Source organism: Micromonospora sp. NBC_01412, assembly GCF_045040215.1.
Lineage (GTDB): Bacteria > Actinomycetota > Actinomycetes > Mycobacteriales > Micromonosporaceae > Micromonospora > Micromonospora rubida.
In genome coordinates this window covers 3,383,730-3,400,637 of sequence record NZ_CP109528.1, presented here as the reverse complement: position 1 = coordinate 3,400,637, position 16,908 = coordinate 3,383,730, and the positions used below count along the sequence as shown (strand labels likewise).

Sequence of the window (16,908 nt, the reverse complement as noted above, 5' to 3'; positions counted from 1 at the left end):
GTCCCGTACCGAAAGCGTTAACAGGGTGCCTTTCCTTTCACCCGGGAACGGACGGGGACCACGAGGGGGCCGTGCTCTCCGGGCAGGACGCGGACCGAGGCGCGGTAGTGCCGGGCCAGCAGCTCCTCGGTGAGCACGTCGCGGGGCGGCCCGGCGGCAGCGACCCGGCCGGCGGCCAGCAGGACCATCCGGTCGGCGTACTCGCCGGCCAGGGAGAGGTCGTGCATGGTGGCGAGGACGGTGAGGCCGTGCTCGCGGCGGAGCTGGTCGACCAGCTCCAGCACCTCCTGCTGGTGGCCGATGTCCAGGGCGCTGGTCGGCTCGTCGAGCAGCAGCAGGGTGGCCCCCTGGGCGAGCGCCCGGGCCAGGAAGACCCGCTGCCGCTCGCCCCCGGAGAGGGTGGCCAGCTCCCGGTGCGCGAAGCCGCCGAGGTCGAGGCGGTCCAGCACGTCCCGCACGGCGGCCAGGTCGGCGGCGGACTCCCGGCCCAGCGACGGGATGTACGGGGTCCGGCCGAGCAGCACGTAGTCGAAGACCGGCATGCCGGCCGGGACGACCGGGGACTGGGCGACGGTGGCCACCACCCGGGCCCGGTCGCGGCGGCGCAGCGCCTCGCTCGGCGTACCGAACAGGGAGATGGCGCCCGGCGCGGGCAGCAGGCCGCCGACAGCGCGCAGCAGGGTCGACTTGCCGGCGCCGTTCGGGCCGATCACGGTGACCCACTCGCCCGGCTCGACGCGCAGGTCGACGCCGCGCAGGACCGGCGCGCCGTCCAGGGACACGTGCAGGTCCCGCACCTCGACGGCGGGTGCGCCGGGCGGCCCGCCGGCGGGGGCCGGGGCGCTCACGTGAGCACCCGGCGGGAGCTGCGCAGGACCAGCACGAAGAACGGGCCGCCGAGCAGCGCGGTGACCACGCCGATCGGGATCTCGGCGGGGGCGGCGGCGGTCCGGGCGACCACGTCGGTCAGCGCCAGGAACGCCCCGCCGAAGAGCAGGGACAGCGGCAGGACGACCCGGTAGCTGGACCCGGCGAGCATCCGCACGGTGTGCGGGACGATGATCCCGACGAAGCCGATCAGCCCGGACGCGGAGACCGCTGCGGCGGTGCCGAGCGAGGCGGCGGCGATCAGCAGGTACCGGGAGCGCTGCGGGTGCAGGCCGAGGCCCCTGGCCTCGTCGTCGCCGACGGACAGCACGTCCAGCTCGCGGCGGTGCAGCAGCACCACGACGGTGGTGAGCAGGAAGTACGGCAGGACCAGCCGGACGTCGTGCCAGCCGGCGGTGGCCAGCCGGCCGAGCAGCCACGAGTAGACCTGCTGGATGGTGTCGGAGTTGCGCTGGAGCAGGTACGTCTGCCCGGCGGAGAGGAACGCGGACACGGCCACCCCGGCCAGGATCAACGTCGCCGTCGAGCGTCCCCGCCCGCCGGCCACCCCGAGCAGGTAGGTCATGGCGACCGCGCCGAGCGAGCCGACGAACGCGGCCAGCGGGATGGTGACCGGCAGCCCGGTCAGCGCGCCGCCCGCCCCGGCGCCGAGGGCGATCACGGCGGTGACCGCGAGCCCGGCCCCGGCCGCCACCCCGAGCAGGTACGGGTCGGCCAACGGGTTGCGGAAGACACCCTGGTAGCAGCCGCCGGCCAGGGCGAGCAGCCCGCCGACCAGCAGCCCGAGCACCACCCGGGGCAGCCGCAGCTCGGTGACGATGGCGATCTCGCGCTCGGTCAGCCCGCTGTCCAGGCGCACCCCGGGCAGCAGGTTGAGCAGCTCGGCGGCGACGCTGCCGGGGGGCAGGCTGACCGGGCCGAGGGAAACTCCGGCGACGAGCGCGACCAGCACGGCCACCACCCCCGCGGCCAGCCAGCCGGGCCGCAGCCCGGCCGGCCGGTCAACGGGGGTGGGGGTCGGTGCTTTCCGCACGGCGGTGGGCCCGCTCAACGCCCGCCGCCCAGGGTCACGCCGGCACCTTGGCCACGGCGTCGACGACGGAGCGGAGCAGGTCGACGACTCGCGGGCCCCAACGCGAGGCGATGTCGTCGTCGAGCGCGACGACCTGGTTGTTCTTGACGGCGGTGACGCCCGCCCAGCCGCTGCGCGCCTTGACGGTCTCGGGGCTCTGCTTGCAGCACTTGGTGTCGGCCAGGAAGACGAAGTCGGGGTTCGCCTTGACGATGACTTCCTGGGAGAGCTGCGGGTAGCCGCCGTTGCGCCCGTCGGCGTCCGACGGGTCGGCGATGTTCTCCAGGCCGGCGAGGGCGTAGATCGAGCCGATGAACGTCTTGCTGGTCGCGCTGTACAGCTCCGGGCCAAGCTCGTGGTAGTAGGTCAGCTTCGTCGACCGCTGCGGCAGGTCCTTGGTCAGCTTGGCGATGTCGTCCTTCATCCGCCGGACCACGTCGGCCGCCTCGGTGGGATGGCCGGTGAGCGTGCCGAGGTCGGTGAGCTGCCGGTAGGTGTCCTCCAGCGTGACGGCCGCCGGGGTGATCAACACCGGGATCTTCAGCGTGGTCAGCTGGTCGACGATCTTGTTGGTGTTGGCGGAGAGCACCACCAGGTCGGGGGCCTTGCCGGCGATCGCCTCGGCGTTCGGCTGGAAGCCGGACAGGTCGCTCTTCGGCGCCTCCGGCGGGTGGTTCGACTGGTCGTCGACGGCCGTGACCTGCTTGCCGGCGCCGATGGCGAAGAGCATCTCGGTCGTGCTCGGCGAGAGCGAGATGATCTTCTCCGGACGTTTCTCCAGCGTCAGCTTGCCGACGGTGGCCGGGAACGCGGCGGACGCCGAGCTGCCGCCCGCGGCGGGGGTGTCGTCGGAGCTCTTCTCGGCGCAGGCGCCGAGCGCGAGCGCGGCCACCGCGAGGGTCGCGGCGAAGAGCCGGGGGGTACGTCGGAACACATGTCCTCCTGTCGGTCGAGGAGCGTGGTGCTTCGCCGACAGGAGCCGTGGTGCGGATGCCCGTCCGCGAGGCGCCCTTCCTCGAAGGCGCGTATCGCGACCGCGCCGCAGGCGACCTGGCTCGCCACACACGGCAGCGCCGGCCGACCGGCCGACGCCTGGGAAGGAGCCGGCCGTCGTGGCCGGCCCCACGCCCGCCCCGGAAGGGGCGGGACGCCACGGGTGGGGCATCACAGTTGCGGGACAGCGCCGGAGTCACACCGGCTTCGCTGCGGAATGGTCGGTGTCACGGTAGCGCACGTTCCGTGCGCACCCGGCTGAGCCAGGAGCCATCTCTCTGCGCGCACGCCCCGTCACGGGGTGGAGCCCGGCGTGGGCCCCACCCCGTGGAACGGTCAGGCGCAGTACTGCGCCTGCTTGTTGATCACCCGGTACGGGCAGTCGGCGTACTCGGAGAGCAGCAGGACCGCCTCCTTGTTCCGCGAGGTCTGGGCAGGGATGATCTCGTCGGGCGGGTAGAAGCCGCCGCCGATGCCGGACGAGCCGGGGTACATCTCGAAGGTGTACGCCCAGATGCCGTGCGTCGCCCACATCCAGTCGAGGCTGTCGCCGTCGGTGATGTAGAGGTCACTCGACTGCTCCGGGGTGTACCCGTTGGTGGCCGCCATCTGCTGGCCGAGCGTGGCGAAGGTGCTGTACTGGTCGGCGGTCATCCCGGTGGTGGTGTTCGCCGTGGTGTAGCCGAACGGCCAGAGAATGAGCTGCGAGTACGTGTGCCAGTCGATGTTGGCCTTGATCTGCTGCACCCCGCCGACGACCCGGCTGTTGACGAAGTCGCGCATCGCCTTCGTCTCCGGGGCGGAGAAGGCGGACGGGCCGCGGTAGGTCAACGACGACGCGGAGCCGGACGAGCCGCCGCAGCAGCCCCACTTGTAGCCCCAGTTCCGGTTCAGGTCGGTGCCGACCGCCGTCGAGCCGCTGTTGGGCTGCCGGTTCTTGCGCCAGGACCGGTACGACCCGGTGGCGATGTCGTACTCGCTGCCGTCGGGGTTGACGGTGGGGACGATCCAGATCTCCCGGGAGTTGACGATGTTGGTGACCCGGGAGTCGCTGCCGTAGCTGTCGGTGAACAGGTTGAGCAGGTAGATCGCCATCTCGACGGTCAGGTGCTCGCGGGCGTGCTGCTGGGAGTTGAACAGGATCTCCGGCTCGGCCTCGTCGGTGGCCACGTTGTCGGAGATCTTCACCGCCATCAGGTCCCGGCCCTCGTGCGACCGGCCGATGCTGGTCTTGCGCGCGATGGTCGGGTGGTCGGCGACCACCTTGTCGACCGCGGCGGTCAACTCGGCGTAGTCGTGGTAGTTCGAGTCGGCGGACGGGAAGCCCAGGGTGCCGATCTCCCCGGCGGGGGCGGCCGGGACCACCTCCTTCTCCAGCTGGAAGCCGAGCCGCCGGATCGCCGCCGCCTCGTCCGTGGTGGCCGAGACGTGCAGGATGCCGTGCTCGCTGGAGTCGATGGCGGCGCCGGTGCGGGCCACCGCGTTGCGGTCGGCCAGGGTGCGTGGGCCGAGCACCCGGTATTCGGCGGCGGCCGGCTCGGCGGTGATCTCCGGGGCCGGTCGCGCGGAGACCGGGCCGGTGGCGACGGTGAGGCCCAGGCCGGCGGCGGTGGCGAGCACCAGCGCGCGACGTAGGCGGACGGGAGTACGGAAGGCCATGGACAACCTCCTCAGGGCACGGGGAGATCCCGTTCTGTGTCGCACACTTCACCACCTGTTACATGGTCATATCAATATGTTTCGCTGTTTCTATCATCCCGACCTGATCCTCACATCGGCAACGATTTTCCATCCTTCAGCATCTGGCGAAACTTCCCTCCAGGCGGGATAGTGACCGGCAAGTACGCCCCGACCCGCCTCACTTCGCGGAGATCCCATGGTCAGCAGAGCCCTGCGCGCGGTCGCCCTCGTCGGCGTCGCCGCGCTCGCCCTCGGCGGCGCGGCCGTTCCCGCCAGCGCCCATCCCTCCACCGTCGTGCACGACGAGGAGATCACCTTCCAGGAGTGGTCCCGCTACCCCGACTGGCGCTCCGGCGACCACCGGGGCACCCGGGCCGTCCCCGGTCGCAATACCGGGATCACCATCGGCCGGCCCGCCGGCACCACCGAGTTCACCGACGAGCACAGCGGAACCACCGCCACCTGGGAGTACGCCACCTGGACCTCGCCGCGCACCAAGGTCGGCTTCGACGCCACCGAGCTGGTCGCCTCGTGGAACGCCGAGACCCCGGCAGGCACCTGGATCCAGGTCGAACTCCAGGGCACGTACAACACCGGTGACCAGACCCCGTGGTACGTCATGAGCCGCTGGGCCTCCGGCGACCAGGACATCAAGCGGGCCACCCTGGACGGTCAGGGCGACCCGTGGTCGAGCGTCTGGACCGACACGTTCTCGATCGACGACGCCGAGGCCGGAGTGCTGCTGCGGTCGTACCAGCTGCGGGTGGGCCTCTACCGCAAGCCCGGCCAGGCGGCGTCGCCCCAGGTCCGGATGCTCGGCGCGATGAGCTCCAACGTCCCGGACCGGTTCACCGTCACCCCGAGCCGGGGCGGGATCGCCTGGGGCACCGAGCTGGCCGTCCCGGCCCGGTCCCAGATGATCCACCGGGGCAACTACCCCGAGTGGGGCGGCGGCGGCCAGGTCTGGTGCAGCCCGACGTCCACCACGATGGTGCTCGAGTACTACGGCAAGCTGCCGTCGGCGCAGGACATGTCCTGGGTCACCCCCGGCTACGTCGACCCGCAGGTGGCCCACGCCGCCCGGATGACCTGGGACTACGAGTACGAGGGCTCGGGCAACTGGCCGTTCAACACCGCGTACGCGGGCAGCTTCTCCGGCATCGATGCCCGGGTGACCCGGCTGCACTCCCTCGACGAGGTGGAGCGCTTCATCAAGGCTGGCATCCCGGTGATCACCTCGCAGTCCTTCCTCGACACCGAGCTGGACGGGTCGAACTACGGCACCGCCGGCCACCTCTTCGTGGTCGTCGGCTTCACCGCCGAGGGTGACGTGATCGTCAACGACCCGGCGTCCTCGTCGAACGCCGAGGTGCGCAACGTGTACAAGCGGGAACAGTTCGAGCAGATCTGGCTGCGCACCAAGCGCTACCGGGCCAACGGCACGGTGGCCGGCGGATCCGGCGGCATCGCGTACCTGGTCAAGCCAGCGAACCGGCCCTGGCCGGTAGTCCAGGGCTCGACCAACTGGTAGGGAAACGACACCGGGCCCGGCTCGTCCTCAGGGACGGCCCGGGCCCGGCTCACGCTCAGGCCCGGCTCACGCTCAGGGACGGCTTACGCTCAGGGACGGCTTACGCTCAGGGACGCTGGTCGCCGGGGCTGTCCTCGGCAGGCTGGTCGTCGCCGGCCAGCGCGGAGCGCAGCCGCTCCTTCTCGGCCCGGCGCCGCTCGGCAGCCTCCGCCATCTCCCCGGCCATCTCGTCCCGCCAGCCCCGGAGCAGGAAGAACGAGAGCGTGGCGGAGAACGCCAGCGCCAGCATCAGCTGCAGGAAGATGTTCATCCCGACCGGCCAGAGCGCCACGAAGACCACCACGAACAGCCCGACCCGGCCCAGCGTGTACTTGACCGCCGCGCTCACGTTCGCACTCCGTTCTCCGCCGGCTCGCCGGCGGGAGGATTCAGCCGCCGGCTCGCCCGGGCGGGAGGGTTGTTCAGCCCGTCCGCCGGGCCAGCCAGTGGACGCCAGGAAACCACACCACCGCGTACACCACGGTGAACGCCGTGGCCGCGAGCCCGCCGGAGACCATCGGCGGCAACCCGTCGGCCAAGCCGGCCACCAGCAGGCCGCCGACCACGGCGAGCGCAGCCGCCGCCAGCGCGGCCACCACCCGGGCCGCACCGAACTCCCAGGCCCGGAAGTCCTCCCAGTACAGCCAGGCGGGCAGGATGATCGCCAGCCAGCCGTTGGCCCGACCGAAGTCGCCCGCGCCGACCGTGGCGAAGCCCCAGTCGAGCAGCAGCAGGGCGAGCAGGCCGATCACCATGCCGGCGAGGCTCACCCCGAGCAGGTCGCCGAGCGCGACGACGCGCCCCTGGGCATCGCGCCGGGGAAACCCGCCCTGGTCCGGCTGACTCGACTCGCTCATGGCATACGAGGGTACGGGCCGGTCAGGCCCAGACCTGCTGCGGCTCGGACCGGCGCTCGGCCAGCGACGGGGCGGCGTCGTACTCGCGGACGACCTCGTAGCGGGTGTTGCGCTCGACCGGACGGAAGCCGGCGTCCCAGATCAGGTGCAGTAGGTCGTCCCGGTGCATCGTGTTCGGGGTGCCGTACGAGTCGGCGTCGTGGGTGATCTTGTATTCCACGACCGAGCCGTCCAGGTCGTCCACGCCGAAGTTCAGCGAGAGCTGGGCCACCGAGAGCCCGTGCATCACCCAGAAGTTCTTCACGTGCGGGATGTTGTCGAAGAGCAGCCGGGAGACGGCGAAGGTCTTCAGCGACTCGGCCGGGGAGGCCATCGTCGTGCGGGCCTGGATCCGGTTGCGGACCTTGCCGTCCGCCGAGTCGACGAAGTCGTGCTGGTAGCGCAGCGGGATGAAGACGGCGAAGCCACCGGTCTCGTCCTGCAGCTCGCGCAGCCGCAGCACGTGGTCGACCCGGTGCCGGGGCTCCTCGATGTGGCCGTAGAGCATCGTCGCCGGGGTCTTCATGCCCTTCGAGTGGGCCAGCGCGTGGATCCGCGACCAGTCCTCCCAGTGGCAGGCGTGGTCGACGATGTGCTGCCGGACCTCCCAGTCGAAGATCTCCGCGCCGCCGCCGGTCAGCGACTCCAGGCCGGCGTCCATCAGCTCGTCGAGGATCTCGTCGGCGCTCAGGCCGCTGATCTTCTCGAACCACTGCACCTCGGTCGCGGTGAAGCACTTGAGCTTGACGTTCGGCAGCGCCGCCTTCAGCTCGCGCAGCACCTTCGGGTAGTAGCGCCAGGGCAGCGTCGGGTGCAGGCCGTTGACGATGTGCAGCTCGGTGAGCTGCTCGTCCTCCATCTCCTTGGCCTTGCGGACCGCCTCGTCGATGCGCATCGTGTACGCGTCCTTCTCGCCGGGCTTGCGCTGGAAGGAGCAGTACGCGCACGACGCCGAGCAGACGTTGGTGAGGTTGAGGTGCCGGTTGACGTTGAACATCACCCGGTCGCCGTTCAGCTCGGTGCGCCGGTGGTGGGCCAACCGGCCCAGCCAGGTCAGGTCGTCGCTGTCGTAGAGGGCGATCCCGTCCTCGCGGGTCAGCCGCTCGCCCGCGTACACCTTCGCTTCGAGCTCACGCTTGAGTCCGGCGTCCATCGAAAGCCACGTCCCTTCCACCTGCGGTCCGGTCGAGCCTACGTCGGGTCTCCGACGGAGTGTCTGCCCGGTCGGGCACAGCGACGTACTTCACCGAACTCACAGCCGGTCGTTACCCGTTACCGCATCGACATCTTTGCTCCGGTGCGGTAAGACAGGGTGGGGCGTGCCACACCAGGGCGCGCCGCCGCCGCCGCGCCGACCGAGCGCGGTCCAGTTCACGCCGGACGGGGAGCGGAATGGTGCAGAGCCAGCAGAGCCGACGACGGCAACGACGGAGGCCCCCGCTGTTCTCTCCGGTGCTACGACCGATGCTCTGGTCCGCCCTGCTCAGCATGGTCGTCACGGCCGCGCTCGCCACCCCCGCGTACGCCGAGCCGCCGCTGCCCAACGTCGTCCCCGACACCGGGTCCCGCCCGGTCGCCGCCGCCGGGGTCCAGCTGCCCGGCGTGAACGGCCCCGGCGGGCTCCCGGGCACGGGCAGCCCCGCCATGCCGTTGGCACCCCTCGGCAGCGGTCCGCTCGCCGTCGTGATCGCCGCCGCCGAGGCCCAGGTGGGACTCCTCGGCGACCAACTGCTCGGGTTGCGCCAGACCCGCACCGAGGCGGAGACCCAGCTCGCGACCGCCGACCAGGGCCTCAAGACGGCCCGCGACGGCCTGACCAAGGCCCAGGACGGCGCCGACACCGCCGCCGCCGGCGCGTTCAAGGCCGCAGCCGCGCTCCCGCCCGGCGAGTTCGCCCGGGATCTGCACGGCCTCAACATGCTCACGCAGATCACCCGGGGCGAGCAGGCCGACGGCGCCACCACCGCCGCCGCCGGCGAGCTGGCCCGGGCCCGAGCCGCCGAACAGGTCGCCTACCAGGCGTGGATGGCCGCCGACACCCGGGTGCGGGCCGTCCGGGAGCAGTACGCCGCCGTGGAGAAGTCGCTCCGCGAGCAGGAGGCGAAGCTCCTCAAGCTGCGCAAGGACAACGCCGCGCAGCTCATCGAGCTGGAGCGCCAGCAGGAGGCGGCCGAGCAGCAGCTCGGCGCGTCATACGTCCAGGGGCAGAGCACCAACGGCCTCACCGCCAGCCCGGTCGCGCTGGCCGCGGTGCGCTACGCCCTGGCCCAGCTCGGCGACCCGTACGTCTGGTCCGAGGAGGGCCCGGACGCCTTCGACTGCTCCGGCCTCATGTGGGCCGCCTACCGGTCGGCGGGCTACCGCCAGCTCCCCCGGGTCTCCCGCGACCAGTACTACGCGACCCGGGGCCGGTCGGTGAGCCAGGGCGCCCTGCTCCCCGGTGACCTGCTCTTCTTCGCCTCCGGCAGTAGCTGGACGACGATCCACCACGTCGGGATGTACATCGGCGGCGGCAAGATGGTCCAGGCCCCGACCACCGGCCAGACGGTGAAGATCTCCACGGTTGGTTGGTCCCGGCTCTACGCCGCGACCCGGGTCGTCGGTGCGGTGCCCGGCCCGCCCGCGCCCCCCACGCCGAAGCCCACGAAGCCGCCGACCACGCCGAAGCCCACGCCGAAGCCCACGCTCAGCCCCACGCCGACGAAGTCCCCGACGCCGAAGCCGACGACGCCGAAGCCGACGACCCCGTCCACTCCGCCGCCCAGCTCGTCGCCGAGCCCGTCGCACTCGCCGTCGGCGAGCGCGTCGGACACCCCGCCGCCGGTGCCGACGACCCAGTCCAGCAGCCTGGCGCCGAGCGACAGCGCCTCACCGAAGGCGTCGACGACCGAGGCCAGCTGAGGCAACCGTCCACTCCGGCTGTGCGGCCGGGCGGGGATGTGGCACCGTGACACCCATACACTTCCGGCCCGGCGCCACGGGTGCGGGGGCGAACGCGGGCACGGAGGACGACCATGGGCGAGCAAGAGGTTCCGGCGGAGACGGTCGACCCCGGATCCACGCCCGGCCCCGCCGGCCGCGTGGTCGGCACGGAGGACGCCCGGTCCGGTGCGGCGTCGGGTGACGACCCGGCGGTGACACCCGGCCGTTCCCGCGACCCGTCGGGGCCGACCGGGCGGGCGGCCGTGCCGGCCGGGGCCGCGCGGGCCCGGGTGAGCGTCGCCGCCGCCCCGCCGCAGGGGATGACACTGCCGCCCGCCGCAGCGGGCGGCGGGACCACCTACCGCGCGGGCACGCCGTCGTCCGGCGCCGCCCCCGTGCCGCCGCCGGCACAGCCCTCGGCCCCGCCTCCGGACCAGCGCAGCCCCGCCGAGCCGGCGGCACCGTCGTCCTGGTCGGGTGCCGCCACGGCCGAGCGCCGCACCGCCGCGCCCGCGACGGGTGACGGCCTCCCCGCCCCGGCGACCGCCGACGGGACCCCGGCAGCCCCGGCCGGCAACCCCGCCGTGGGCCACGATGACGCCTCCGTCGCCGCTACGGCCGGCCCGGCGACCGCCCGGCCGGCGACCGTCGTGCCGGCCCAGCGCAACGGCGACCCGGCGCCCGCAACCGCGCGGGCCAGCGCCTCAGTGCCTGGCCTGAACCGGATCTCCGCGCGCGAGGCCGGGGCGGCGAGGAACGCCGGCTCCTCCCCCGGCTCCGGCGGGACGACGCACGGCAGCGCCAAGGTGTACCGGTCGACCCCGGTGAGCCCCGAGCCGCCCGAGCCGGCTCGGCCACCGGAGCCGGCCGAGCCACCGGCGCCGCCCGTCCCGGAGCCGGAGCCCGCCCCGGTGCCCGTGCCGCCTGTCCCGGAGCCGACCCCGCCGACGCCGGTCCCCGGCCCCACCCCGCCGTCGCCGAATCCCCCGGTCCCCGAGCCGACGCCGCCGGGCCCGGGTCCGCTCCCGCCCGCGCCCGGACCTGGTCCGATCCCGCCCGTGCCCGGGCCGCCGGTGCCGCCCGTGCCCGGGCCGGGTCCGATCCCGCCCGTACCCGGGCCGCCGGCGCCGCCGCCACCGCCCCCCGGCCCGATGCCGGCGCCGCCGTTCCCGCCGCCGCCGCTGACCGCGGCCTCGGCGTCCTCGGCGGCGTCTTCGGTGCAGTTCCTCCCGGGCCGGCCGGCCTCCGCACCGCCGGCTTCGGACTTCGGCGTGGGCTGGCCGGCTCCGACGGCGGGCACCACGGGCCCGATCGCGGGCGGGCCGCCACCGGCGAGCCGACCGTCGTCCGCACCGCCCGCCAGCCGGTCGGTGTCCGCGCCGCCGGTATCCGTGCCGCCGCCGGTGCCCGGCGCGCCGTCGGGCTGGTCGGCGGTCCGCGCCACGCCGCCGTTCCCGACGGAGCCCTCGCCGCCGGCCGCCGCTCCGCCCCCGGTGGTCCCGGCTCCCGCGCTGCCGGCCTGGCCGCCGCCCGAGTCGACCTCCCACCGCGATGGCCCCGCAGGCCGCCCAGGCGGGTCGACGCCGGGCCGGCCGGTCTCCGGCGGGCCCGCTCCCACCGCCGACCGACCGACCCCCGGCCTGTACGGCTCCGCCCCGACCACCGCCTGGCCGGCGGCGCCGCCGCCCGGCCGGCCGGGCGGCCGGGTCCCCGCCGGGCCACCCGGCCGGCCGGATCCGGCGACCGCCGACCTGGCCAGCACCGCGTACGGCACCGAGGGGCCGGGATTCGCCACGGTCGCGCTGCCGACGGGGGCCGCGCTGGACAACTCGGGTTCCCTGACCGGGCACATCCTCGCCCAGGGCTGGGCGGACGCCCCGACGCCCCGGTCGCGCACCACCAAGGTCGTGGCCGTCCTGGCGGTGTCGCTCGGCCTGCTCGTCGCGATCGGCGTGCTGGTCGTCCTGGTGGCCAACGACGCCATGGGCGGGCTGGTGGGGGGTTTGCTCAACAAGTGACGCCGCCGGCAATGGTGAGCCCGCCCACTACCCCTCGCGGCGCGGTGGCGGGTTTGCCGGGTCGCCGTACACTTGTGACGATCACTGACCTAGCGGCGCGCACGAGGCGCGCCCATGGGCGATCTTGCGGGCGATTCGGCGGCGTTCAGCTGCGGCAGGCCATCGCGAAGATGCGCCCCGCTCGAGAGGCATTTCTTGACCACCTTTGCTGACCCCAGTACGTTCCCGTCCGCCTTCGACACGTCGGCTGGACAGACCCCTCCGGCGGGCACCGGTGACGCCGCCGTCACCACCGCCCCCGAAGAGCCCACCCCGGCCGCCGCCGCTGACCTTGACGCCGCCGACGCGGCCGTGACCGTCGAGGTCGACGCCACGCCGGAGCCCAAGGCCAGCTTCGCCGCCCTCGGGCTGCCCCAGTCGCTGGTCCGGGCGCTCGACCGGCAGGGCATCACCACGCCGTTCCCGATCCAGCAGGCCACCGTTCCCGACGCGCTCGCCGGCCGGGACGTCCTCGGTCGGGGCCAGACCGGTTCCGGCAAGACGCTCGCCTTCGGCCTGCCGCTGATCGCCCGGCTCGCCGAGCGCAACCGGGCCCGCCCGCTGCGCCCGCGGGCCCTGGTGCTGGTCCCCACCCGGGAGCTGGCCATGCAGGTCAACGACGCGCTCGTGCCGCTCGGCAAGGCGGTCGGGATCTTCCTCAAGACCGCCGTCGGCGGCGTGCCGTACGACCGGCAGATCGACGCGCTCCGCCGCGGGGTGGAGATCGTGGTGGCCACCCCCGGACGGCTGGGCGACCTGATCAACCGGGGCGTCTGCCAGCTGGACGACGTCGAGGTGACCGTGCTCGACGAGGCCGACCAGATGGCCGACATGGGCTTCCTTCCTGAGGTCACCGAGCTGCTGGCGAAGACTCCCGCCGGCGCCCAGCGACTGCTCTTCTCGGCCACCCTGGACGGTGACGTCGACTCGCTGGTCAGGCGGTTCATGACCGATCCGGTCACCCACTCGACCGCCCCGGCCACCGCTGCGGTGTCCACCATGGACCACCACCTGCTGCTGATCCCGCCGCACGAGAAGTTCGCCGTGACGGCCTCGATCGCGGCCCGGTCCGGCCGGACCATGCTCTTCGCCCGGACCCAGCTCGGCGTGGACCGGCTGGTCGAGCAGTTCGCCGCCGTCGGCGTACGGGCCGGCGGGCTGCACGGCGGGAAGACCCAGAGCATGCGGACCCGCACCCTCGCCGAGTTCCGCGAGGGTCGGATGGACGTGCTGGTCGCCACCGACGTGGCGGCCCGGGGCATCCACGTCGACGGGGTGACCCTGGTGCTGCACGTGGACCCGCCGAAGGACCCGAAGGACTACCTGCACCGCGCGGGGCGTACCGCCCGGGCCGGCGAGTCCGGCGCGGTGGCCACCCTGGTGCTGCCGAAGCAGCGCCGGACCACCCTGGCGATGATGGAGAAGGCCGGGGTCGAGCCGACGGAGAGCCGGGTCCGGGCCGGCGACCCGGTCCTGGCCGAGCTGACCGGTGCCCGCGAGCCCAGCGGCGTGCCGGTCCGCGCCGAGCCGTCGGGGACCCGCCGGAACGGCGACCGCTCGTCCGGACCGCGCCGGTTCGAGGATCGGGGCGGCCGGGGCGAGCGCCGCTACGGGGACCGCCCCACCGGCGAGCGAAGCTACGGCGACCGGCCCACGGGCGAACGACGGTTCGGCGACCGCCCCAGCAGCGACCGGCCCACGGGCGAGCGCCGCTACGGCGACCGCCCCACGGGCGAGCGGAGCTACGGCGACCGCCCCACGGGCGAGCGGAGCTACGGCGACCGGCCCACGGGCGAGCGGAGCTACGGCGACCGGCCCACGGGCGAACGACGGTTCGGCGACCGCCCCAGCAGCGACCGGCCCACGGGCGAGCGCCGCTTCGGCGACCGGCCGACCGGCGAGCGCCGCTTCCCGGAGCGGGGCGAAGCTGGCGGGGACCCGCGCACCGGCGACCGGCGGGGCGGTTTCCGGCCCGAGGGACGCGGACGGGACGACCGGCCGCGCGATGACCGGCGCGGATTCGGCGGACGGCCGCCGGCGCGTACCCACTGATCTGACGTAGACCGGAACGCCGTCGCGGAGCCCACGCTCCGCGGCGGCGTTTCCGCATGCGCTGCCGGCGGTCGCGCCGTGGCGTAACGTCCGGTTCATGCCGACCATGCCGAAGTCGCTGTTCTGGGCCCGGACGGACACCGCCGGTGCCGAGCACGCCCTGCTGGACGACCGGGACGGGCTGACCGCGCGAGGTGTCGCGGTGGCCGTCGACCCGATCCCCTGTACCTGCCGCTACCAACTGACCACCGGGCCGGACTGGACGGTCCGCCGGCTGGAGGTCGAAACGGAGGGAGCGGGCTGGCAGCGGAGCGTACGGCTGGAACCGGCGGGTGACCGGTGGCGGGTGACCACCTCCGAGCAGGGCAACCTGGACGCCGCGCTGCGGGCCGCCGGGCACCCCCCGGCCGGGCTGCCGGGCACCGACGAGCCGGACCGGCTGGCCGACGCGGTCGACGTCGACCTCGGCGGGTCGCCGCTGTTCAACACCCTTCCGGTACGCCGGCTGCGGCTGGCCTCGGCGGCGGCGGACACCACTCACCGGATCACCGTGGCGTGGGTGCTGGTGCCCAGCCTGGCCGTGGTGCCCGCCGAGCAGGTCTACACGGCGCTCGGCGCGGGCCGGGTCCGGTTCACCAGCGGCACCTTCACCACCGACCTGGACGTCGACCCGGACGGCTGGGTGTTGCGCTACCCGGGCCTCGCGGAGCGGGTCCCTGGGCGCTGACGCGCACATCGGCGTCTCCCGCCGCCGCCCCGGCCCGGCGGCCGGTCACCGCCGGCCCCACCGCCGAGGGCGTCGCCGGGGGCGGTTCTCTCACTCGGGCCAGGCGCCGGTGGCGAGGAAGCGGTCGACGGTGGCCAGGTGCGGGGCGAGGTCGAGGCCCTGCCCGGCCACCCAGTCGTCGGCGTAGTACGTGTCGGCGTACCGGTCCCCGGAGTCGCAGATCAGGGTGACCACCGAGCCGGTTCGCCCCTCGGCGAGCATGCCGGCGATCAGGCCGAACGCGCCCCAGAGGTTGGTGCCGGTGGAGCCGCCCACCCGCCGGCTGAGCAGGGTCGAGCCGGCCCGCATGGCGGCCAGGGAGGCGGCGTCGGGCACCTGGACCATCCGGTCCACCACGGCGGGCAGGAAGGACGCCTCGACGCCGGGCCGGCCGATGCCCTCGATCCGGGAGCCCCGGCCGGTACGCACCGACCAGTCGGCCGCCTGCCAGGCCGGGTAGAACGCCGAGTTCTCCGGGTCGACCACGCACAGCTTGGTGGGCAGCCGGCGGTATCGGGTGTACCGGCCGATGGTGGCGCTGGTGCCGCCCGTCCCGGCGCCGACCACGATCCAGGCCGGCACGGGGTGCCGCTCCAGCCCGAGCTGCGCGTAGATCGACTCGGCGATGTTGTTGTTGCCCCGCCAGTCGGTGGCCCGCTCGGCGTAGGTGAACTGGTCCATGAAGTGGCCGCCGGAGTCCTCGGCCAGCCAGCGCGCCTCGACCACCACCTTGGCCGGGTCGTCGACCAGGTGGCAGCGCCCGCCCTGGAACTCGATCTGGGCGATCTTCTCGGGTGAGGTGGACGCCGGCATCACCGCGATGAACGGCAGCCCCAGCATCCGGGCGAAGTACGCCTCGGAGACCGCCGTGGAACCGGAGGACGCCTCGACGACGGTCGTCCCGGGGCCGATCCAGCCGTTGCACAGCCCGTACAGGAACAGCGACCGGGCGAGCCGGTGCTTGAGCGAGCCGGTCGGGTGCGACGACTCGTCCTTGAGGTAGAGGTCGATCCCCCACTCCCGGGGGAGTGGGAACGGCAGCAGGTGGGTGTCGGCGGACCGGTTGGCGTCCGCCTCGACCGTGGCGATCGCCCCGGTCACCCACGTCCGCCCGGCCTCGTCACACCGGTCGAGATGAGTCACATTCGAAAACGTAGCAAGCCGGGTCAGGCCCGGTCGGAGCCGCCCCGGCGGCGCTGCCGCCGCTGCCCGGCCCGGCCGGTTGCCCGGATCAGCGGGGTCAACCCCACGGCGAGCCCGGGGAGCGCGTCGAGCAGCCGGACCTGCGCACCGCGCCAGCGGGGCAGCGTCACCACGGGCCGGGGCCGCCGGGCCAGCCGGACCGCCCGCGCGGCGACCCGCTCGGGGGTCAGCAGCGTCCCGGTGAAGGACGCCACGGCCCCCGGGTCGTCGAGCCGGTCGTGCAGCATCGGCGTCCAGATCCCGTCCGGGCACAGACACGAGACGTGTACGTCCCGGTGCCCGGCCGCCCGCAGGTCGGCCAGGGTGCCCAGGCTGAACGCGAGCAGGGCGTGCTTGCTGGCGGCGTACACCGTCTCGCCGGGGGCGGCGACCAGCCCGGCCAGCGAGACGACGTTGAGCACGTGCCCGCCCCCCTGGGCCCGCATCACCGCCAGCGCGGCGAGGGTGCCGGCCATCGCACCGAGGGCGTTCACCTCGATGATCCGGCGGCGGGTCCGCTCGTCCTGCTCCCAGGCGGGGCCGGTGGCCAGGATGCCGGCGTTGTTGACCCAGAGGCCGAGGCCGTCGGGCGACCGCCCGGCCGCCTCGGCGGCCACCGCCGCGCAGGCCGCCTCGTCGCGCACGTCCAGCGGCCGGGACCAGCCGCCGAGCGGCGCGGCCACGGCGGCGACGGCGTCGGCGTCCAGGTCGGTGAGCAGGACCGGCCAGCCGTCGGCGTGCAGGGCGGCAGCCAGCGCGCGGCCCAGGCCGCCGGCCGCGCCGGTCACCACGGCCGTTCCCCGCACAGGCGACGTCACCGGCGCAACCTA

14 protein-coding genes and 1 pseudogene are annotated in these 16,908 nt (G+C 74.1%); 5 read left to right on the top strand and 10 right to left on the bottom strand.

From position 1 onward, the window contains the following. Positions 1-17: 17 nt before the first annotated feature. From OG617_RS15655 to OG617_RS15640, 4 genes and pseudogenes are all read right to left on the bottom strand, one after another. A complete protein-coding gene (locus tag OG617_RS15655; protein ID WP_405102489.1) occupies positions 18-848 on the bottom strand; it encodes an ABC transporter ATP-binding protein in 831 nt (276 codons plus the stop codon). Further along, on the bottom strand, positions 845-1,939 hold the full coding sequence (locus OG617_RS15650) for a FecCD family ABC transporter permease (protein ID WP_405102487.1): 1,095 nt from the start codon (positions 1,937-1,939) through the stop codon (positions 845-847). Before OG617_RS15650 ends, OG617_RS15655 begins: the two co-directional genes overlap by 4 nt. 16 nt (positions 1,940-1,955) lie before the next feature. Beyond that, positions 1,956-2,894, bottom strand: a complete 939-nt coding sequence (locus OG617_RS15645) for an ABC transporter substrate-binding protein (protein WP_405102485.1) — start codon at positions 2,892-2,894, stop codon at positions 1,956-1,958. Positions 2,895-3,295: 401 nt separating this feature from the next. Further along, positions 3,296-4,612: pseudogene (locus tag OG617_RS15640) on the bottom strand (M14 family metallopeptidase); the annotation flags it as partial. 217 nt (positions 4,613-4,829) lie between these two features. Between OG617_RS15640 and OG617_RS15635 the strand changes: the two are divergent. Further along, positions 4,830-6,164, top strand: coding sequence for a peptidase C39 family protein (locus OG617_RS15635; RefSeq protein ID WP_405102483.1), 1,335 nt, complete (start codon positions 4,830-4,832; stop codon positions 6,162-6,164). Between the two features lie 106 nt (positions 6,165-6,270). On the opposite strand, the gene OG617_RS15630 is transcribed toward OG617_RS15635, so the two are convergent. From OG617_RS15630 to mqnE, 3 genes are all read right to left on the bottom strand, one after another. Continuing rightward, positions 6,271-6,552 carry a DUF4229 domain-containing protein gene (locus tag OG617_RS15630; RefSeq protein WP_405102481.1) on the bottom strand — a complete coding sequence of 94 codons (282 nt, stop codon included), beginning with the start codon at positions 6,550-6,552 and terminating at the stop codon, positions 6,271-6,273. A 73-nt stretch (positions 6,553-6,625) separates the two neighbouring features. Next, a complete protein-coding gene (locus OG617_RS15625) occupies positions 6,626-7,060 on the bottom strand; it encodes a hypothetical protein (protein ID WP_396671576.1) in 435 nt (144 codons plus the stop codon). 22 nt (positions 7,061-7,082) lie between these two features. Continuing rightward, on the bottom strand, positions 7,083-8,252 hold the full coding sequence (gene mqnE / locus OG617_RS15620; RefSeq protein ID WP_161689024.1) for an aminofutalosine synthase MqnE: 1,170 nt from the start codon (positions 8,250-8,252) through the stop codon (positions 7,083-7,085). Positions 8,253-8,491: 239 nt separating this feature from the next. Between mqnE and OG617_RS15615 the strand changes: the two genes are divergently transcribed. Then, positions 8,492-10,000, top strand: coding sequence for a C40 family peptidase (locus tag OG617_RS15615; RefSeq protein WP_405102478.1), 1,509 nt, complete (start codon positions 8,492-8,494; stop codon positions 9,998-10,000). Between the two features lie 379 nt (positions 10,001-10,379). Here OG617_RS15615 and OG617_RS15610 read toward each other — a convergent pair whose 3' ends face one another. Further along, positions 10,380-11,465, bottom strand: coding sequence for a hypothetical protein (locus tag OG617_RS15610; protein ID WP_405102476.1), 1,086 nt, complete (start codon positions 11,463-11,465; stop codon positions 10,380-10,382). Positions 11,466-11,514: 49 nt separating this feature from the next. On the opposite strand from OG617_RS15610, the gene OG617_RS15605 reads away from it, so the two are divergent. The 3 genes from OG617_RS15605 (at position 11,515) to OG617_RS15595 (ending at position 14,857) form a co-directional block, all read left to right on the top strand. Then, the gene (locus tag OG617_RS15605) at positions 11,515-12,039 is read left to right on the top strand and encodes a hypothetical protein (protein WP_405102474.1); all 525 of its coding nucleotides are present in this window, start codon (positions 11,515-11,517) and stop codon (positions 12,037-12,039) included. 195 nt (positions 12,040-12,234) lie between these two features. Next, entirely contained in the window at positions 12,235-14,130 is a 1,896-nt protein-coding gene (locus OG617_RS15600) for a DEAD/DEAH box helicase (RefSeq protein ID WP_405102472.1), read from the top strand. Positions 14,131-14,227: 97 nt separating this feature from the next. Then, entirely contained in the window at positions 14,228-14,857 is a 630-nt protein-coding gene (locus OG617_RS15595) for a putative glycolipid-binding domain-containing protein (RefSeq protein WP_405102470.1), read from the top strand. 90 nt (positions 14,858-14,947) lie between these two features. Here OG617_RS15595 and OG617_RS15590 read toward each other — a convergent pair whose 3' ends face one another. Together OG617_RS15590 and OG617_RS15585 are read right to left on the bottom strand one after the other, a co-directional pair. Beyond that, positions 14,948-16,039: a PLP-dependent cysteine synthase family protein gene (locus tag OG617_RS15590; RefSeq protein ID WP_405102468.1), complete on the bottom strand. Its 1,092-nt coding sequence runs from the start codon at positions 16,037-16,039 to the stop codon at positions 14,948-14,950. Positions 16,040-16,062: 23 nt separating this feature from the next. After that, positions 16,063-16,896, bottom strand: coding sequence for an SDR family NAD(P)-dependent oxidoreductase (locus OG617_RS15585; RefSeq protein ID WP_405102466.1), 834 nt, complete (start codon positions 16,894-16,896; stop codon positions 16,063-16,065). Positions 16,897-16,908: the final 12 nt, after the last annotated feature.

Excerpts from the sequence above, each read along its gene's own strand:
- OG617_RS15635 (WP_405102483.1), top strand. The coding sequence starts at position 4,830 with ATGGTCAGCAGAGCCCTGCGCGCGGTCGCCCTCGTCGGCGTCGCCGCG.
- OG617_RS15625 (WP_396671576.1), bottom strand. The coding sequence starts at position 7,060 with ATGAGCGAGTCGAGTCAGCCGGACCAGGGCGGGTTTCCCCGGCGCGAT.
- mqnE (WP_161689024.1), bottom strand. The coding sequence starts at position 8,252 with ATGGACGCCGGACTCAAGCGTGAGCTCGAAGCGAAGGTGTACGCGGGC.
- OG617_RS15615 (WP_405102478.1), top strand. The coding sequence starts at position 8,492 with ATGGTGCAGAGCCAGCAGAGCCGACGACGGCAACGACGGAGGCCCCCG.
- OG617_RS15595 (WP_405102470.1), top strand. The coding sequence starts at position 14,228 with ATGCCGACCATGCCGAAGTCGCTGTTCTGGGCCCGGACGGACACCGCC.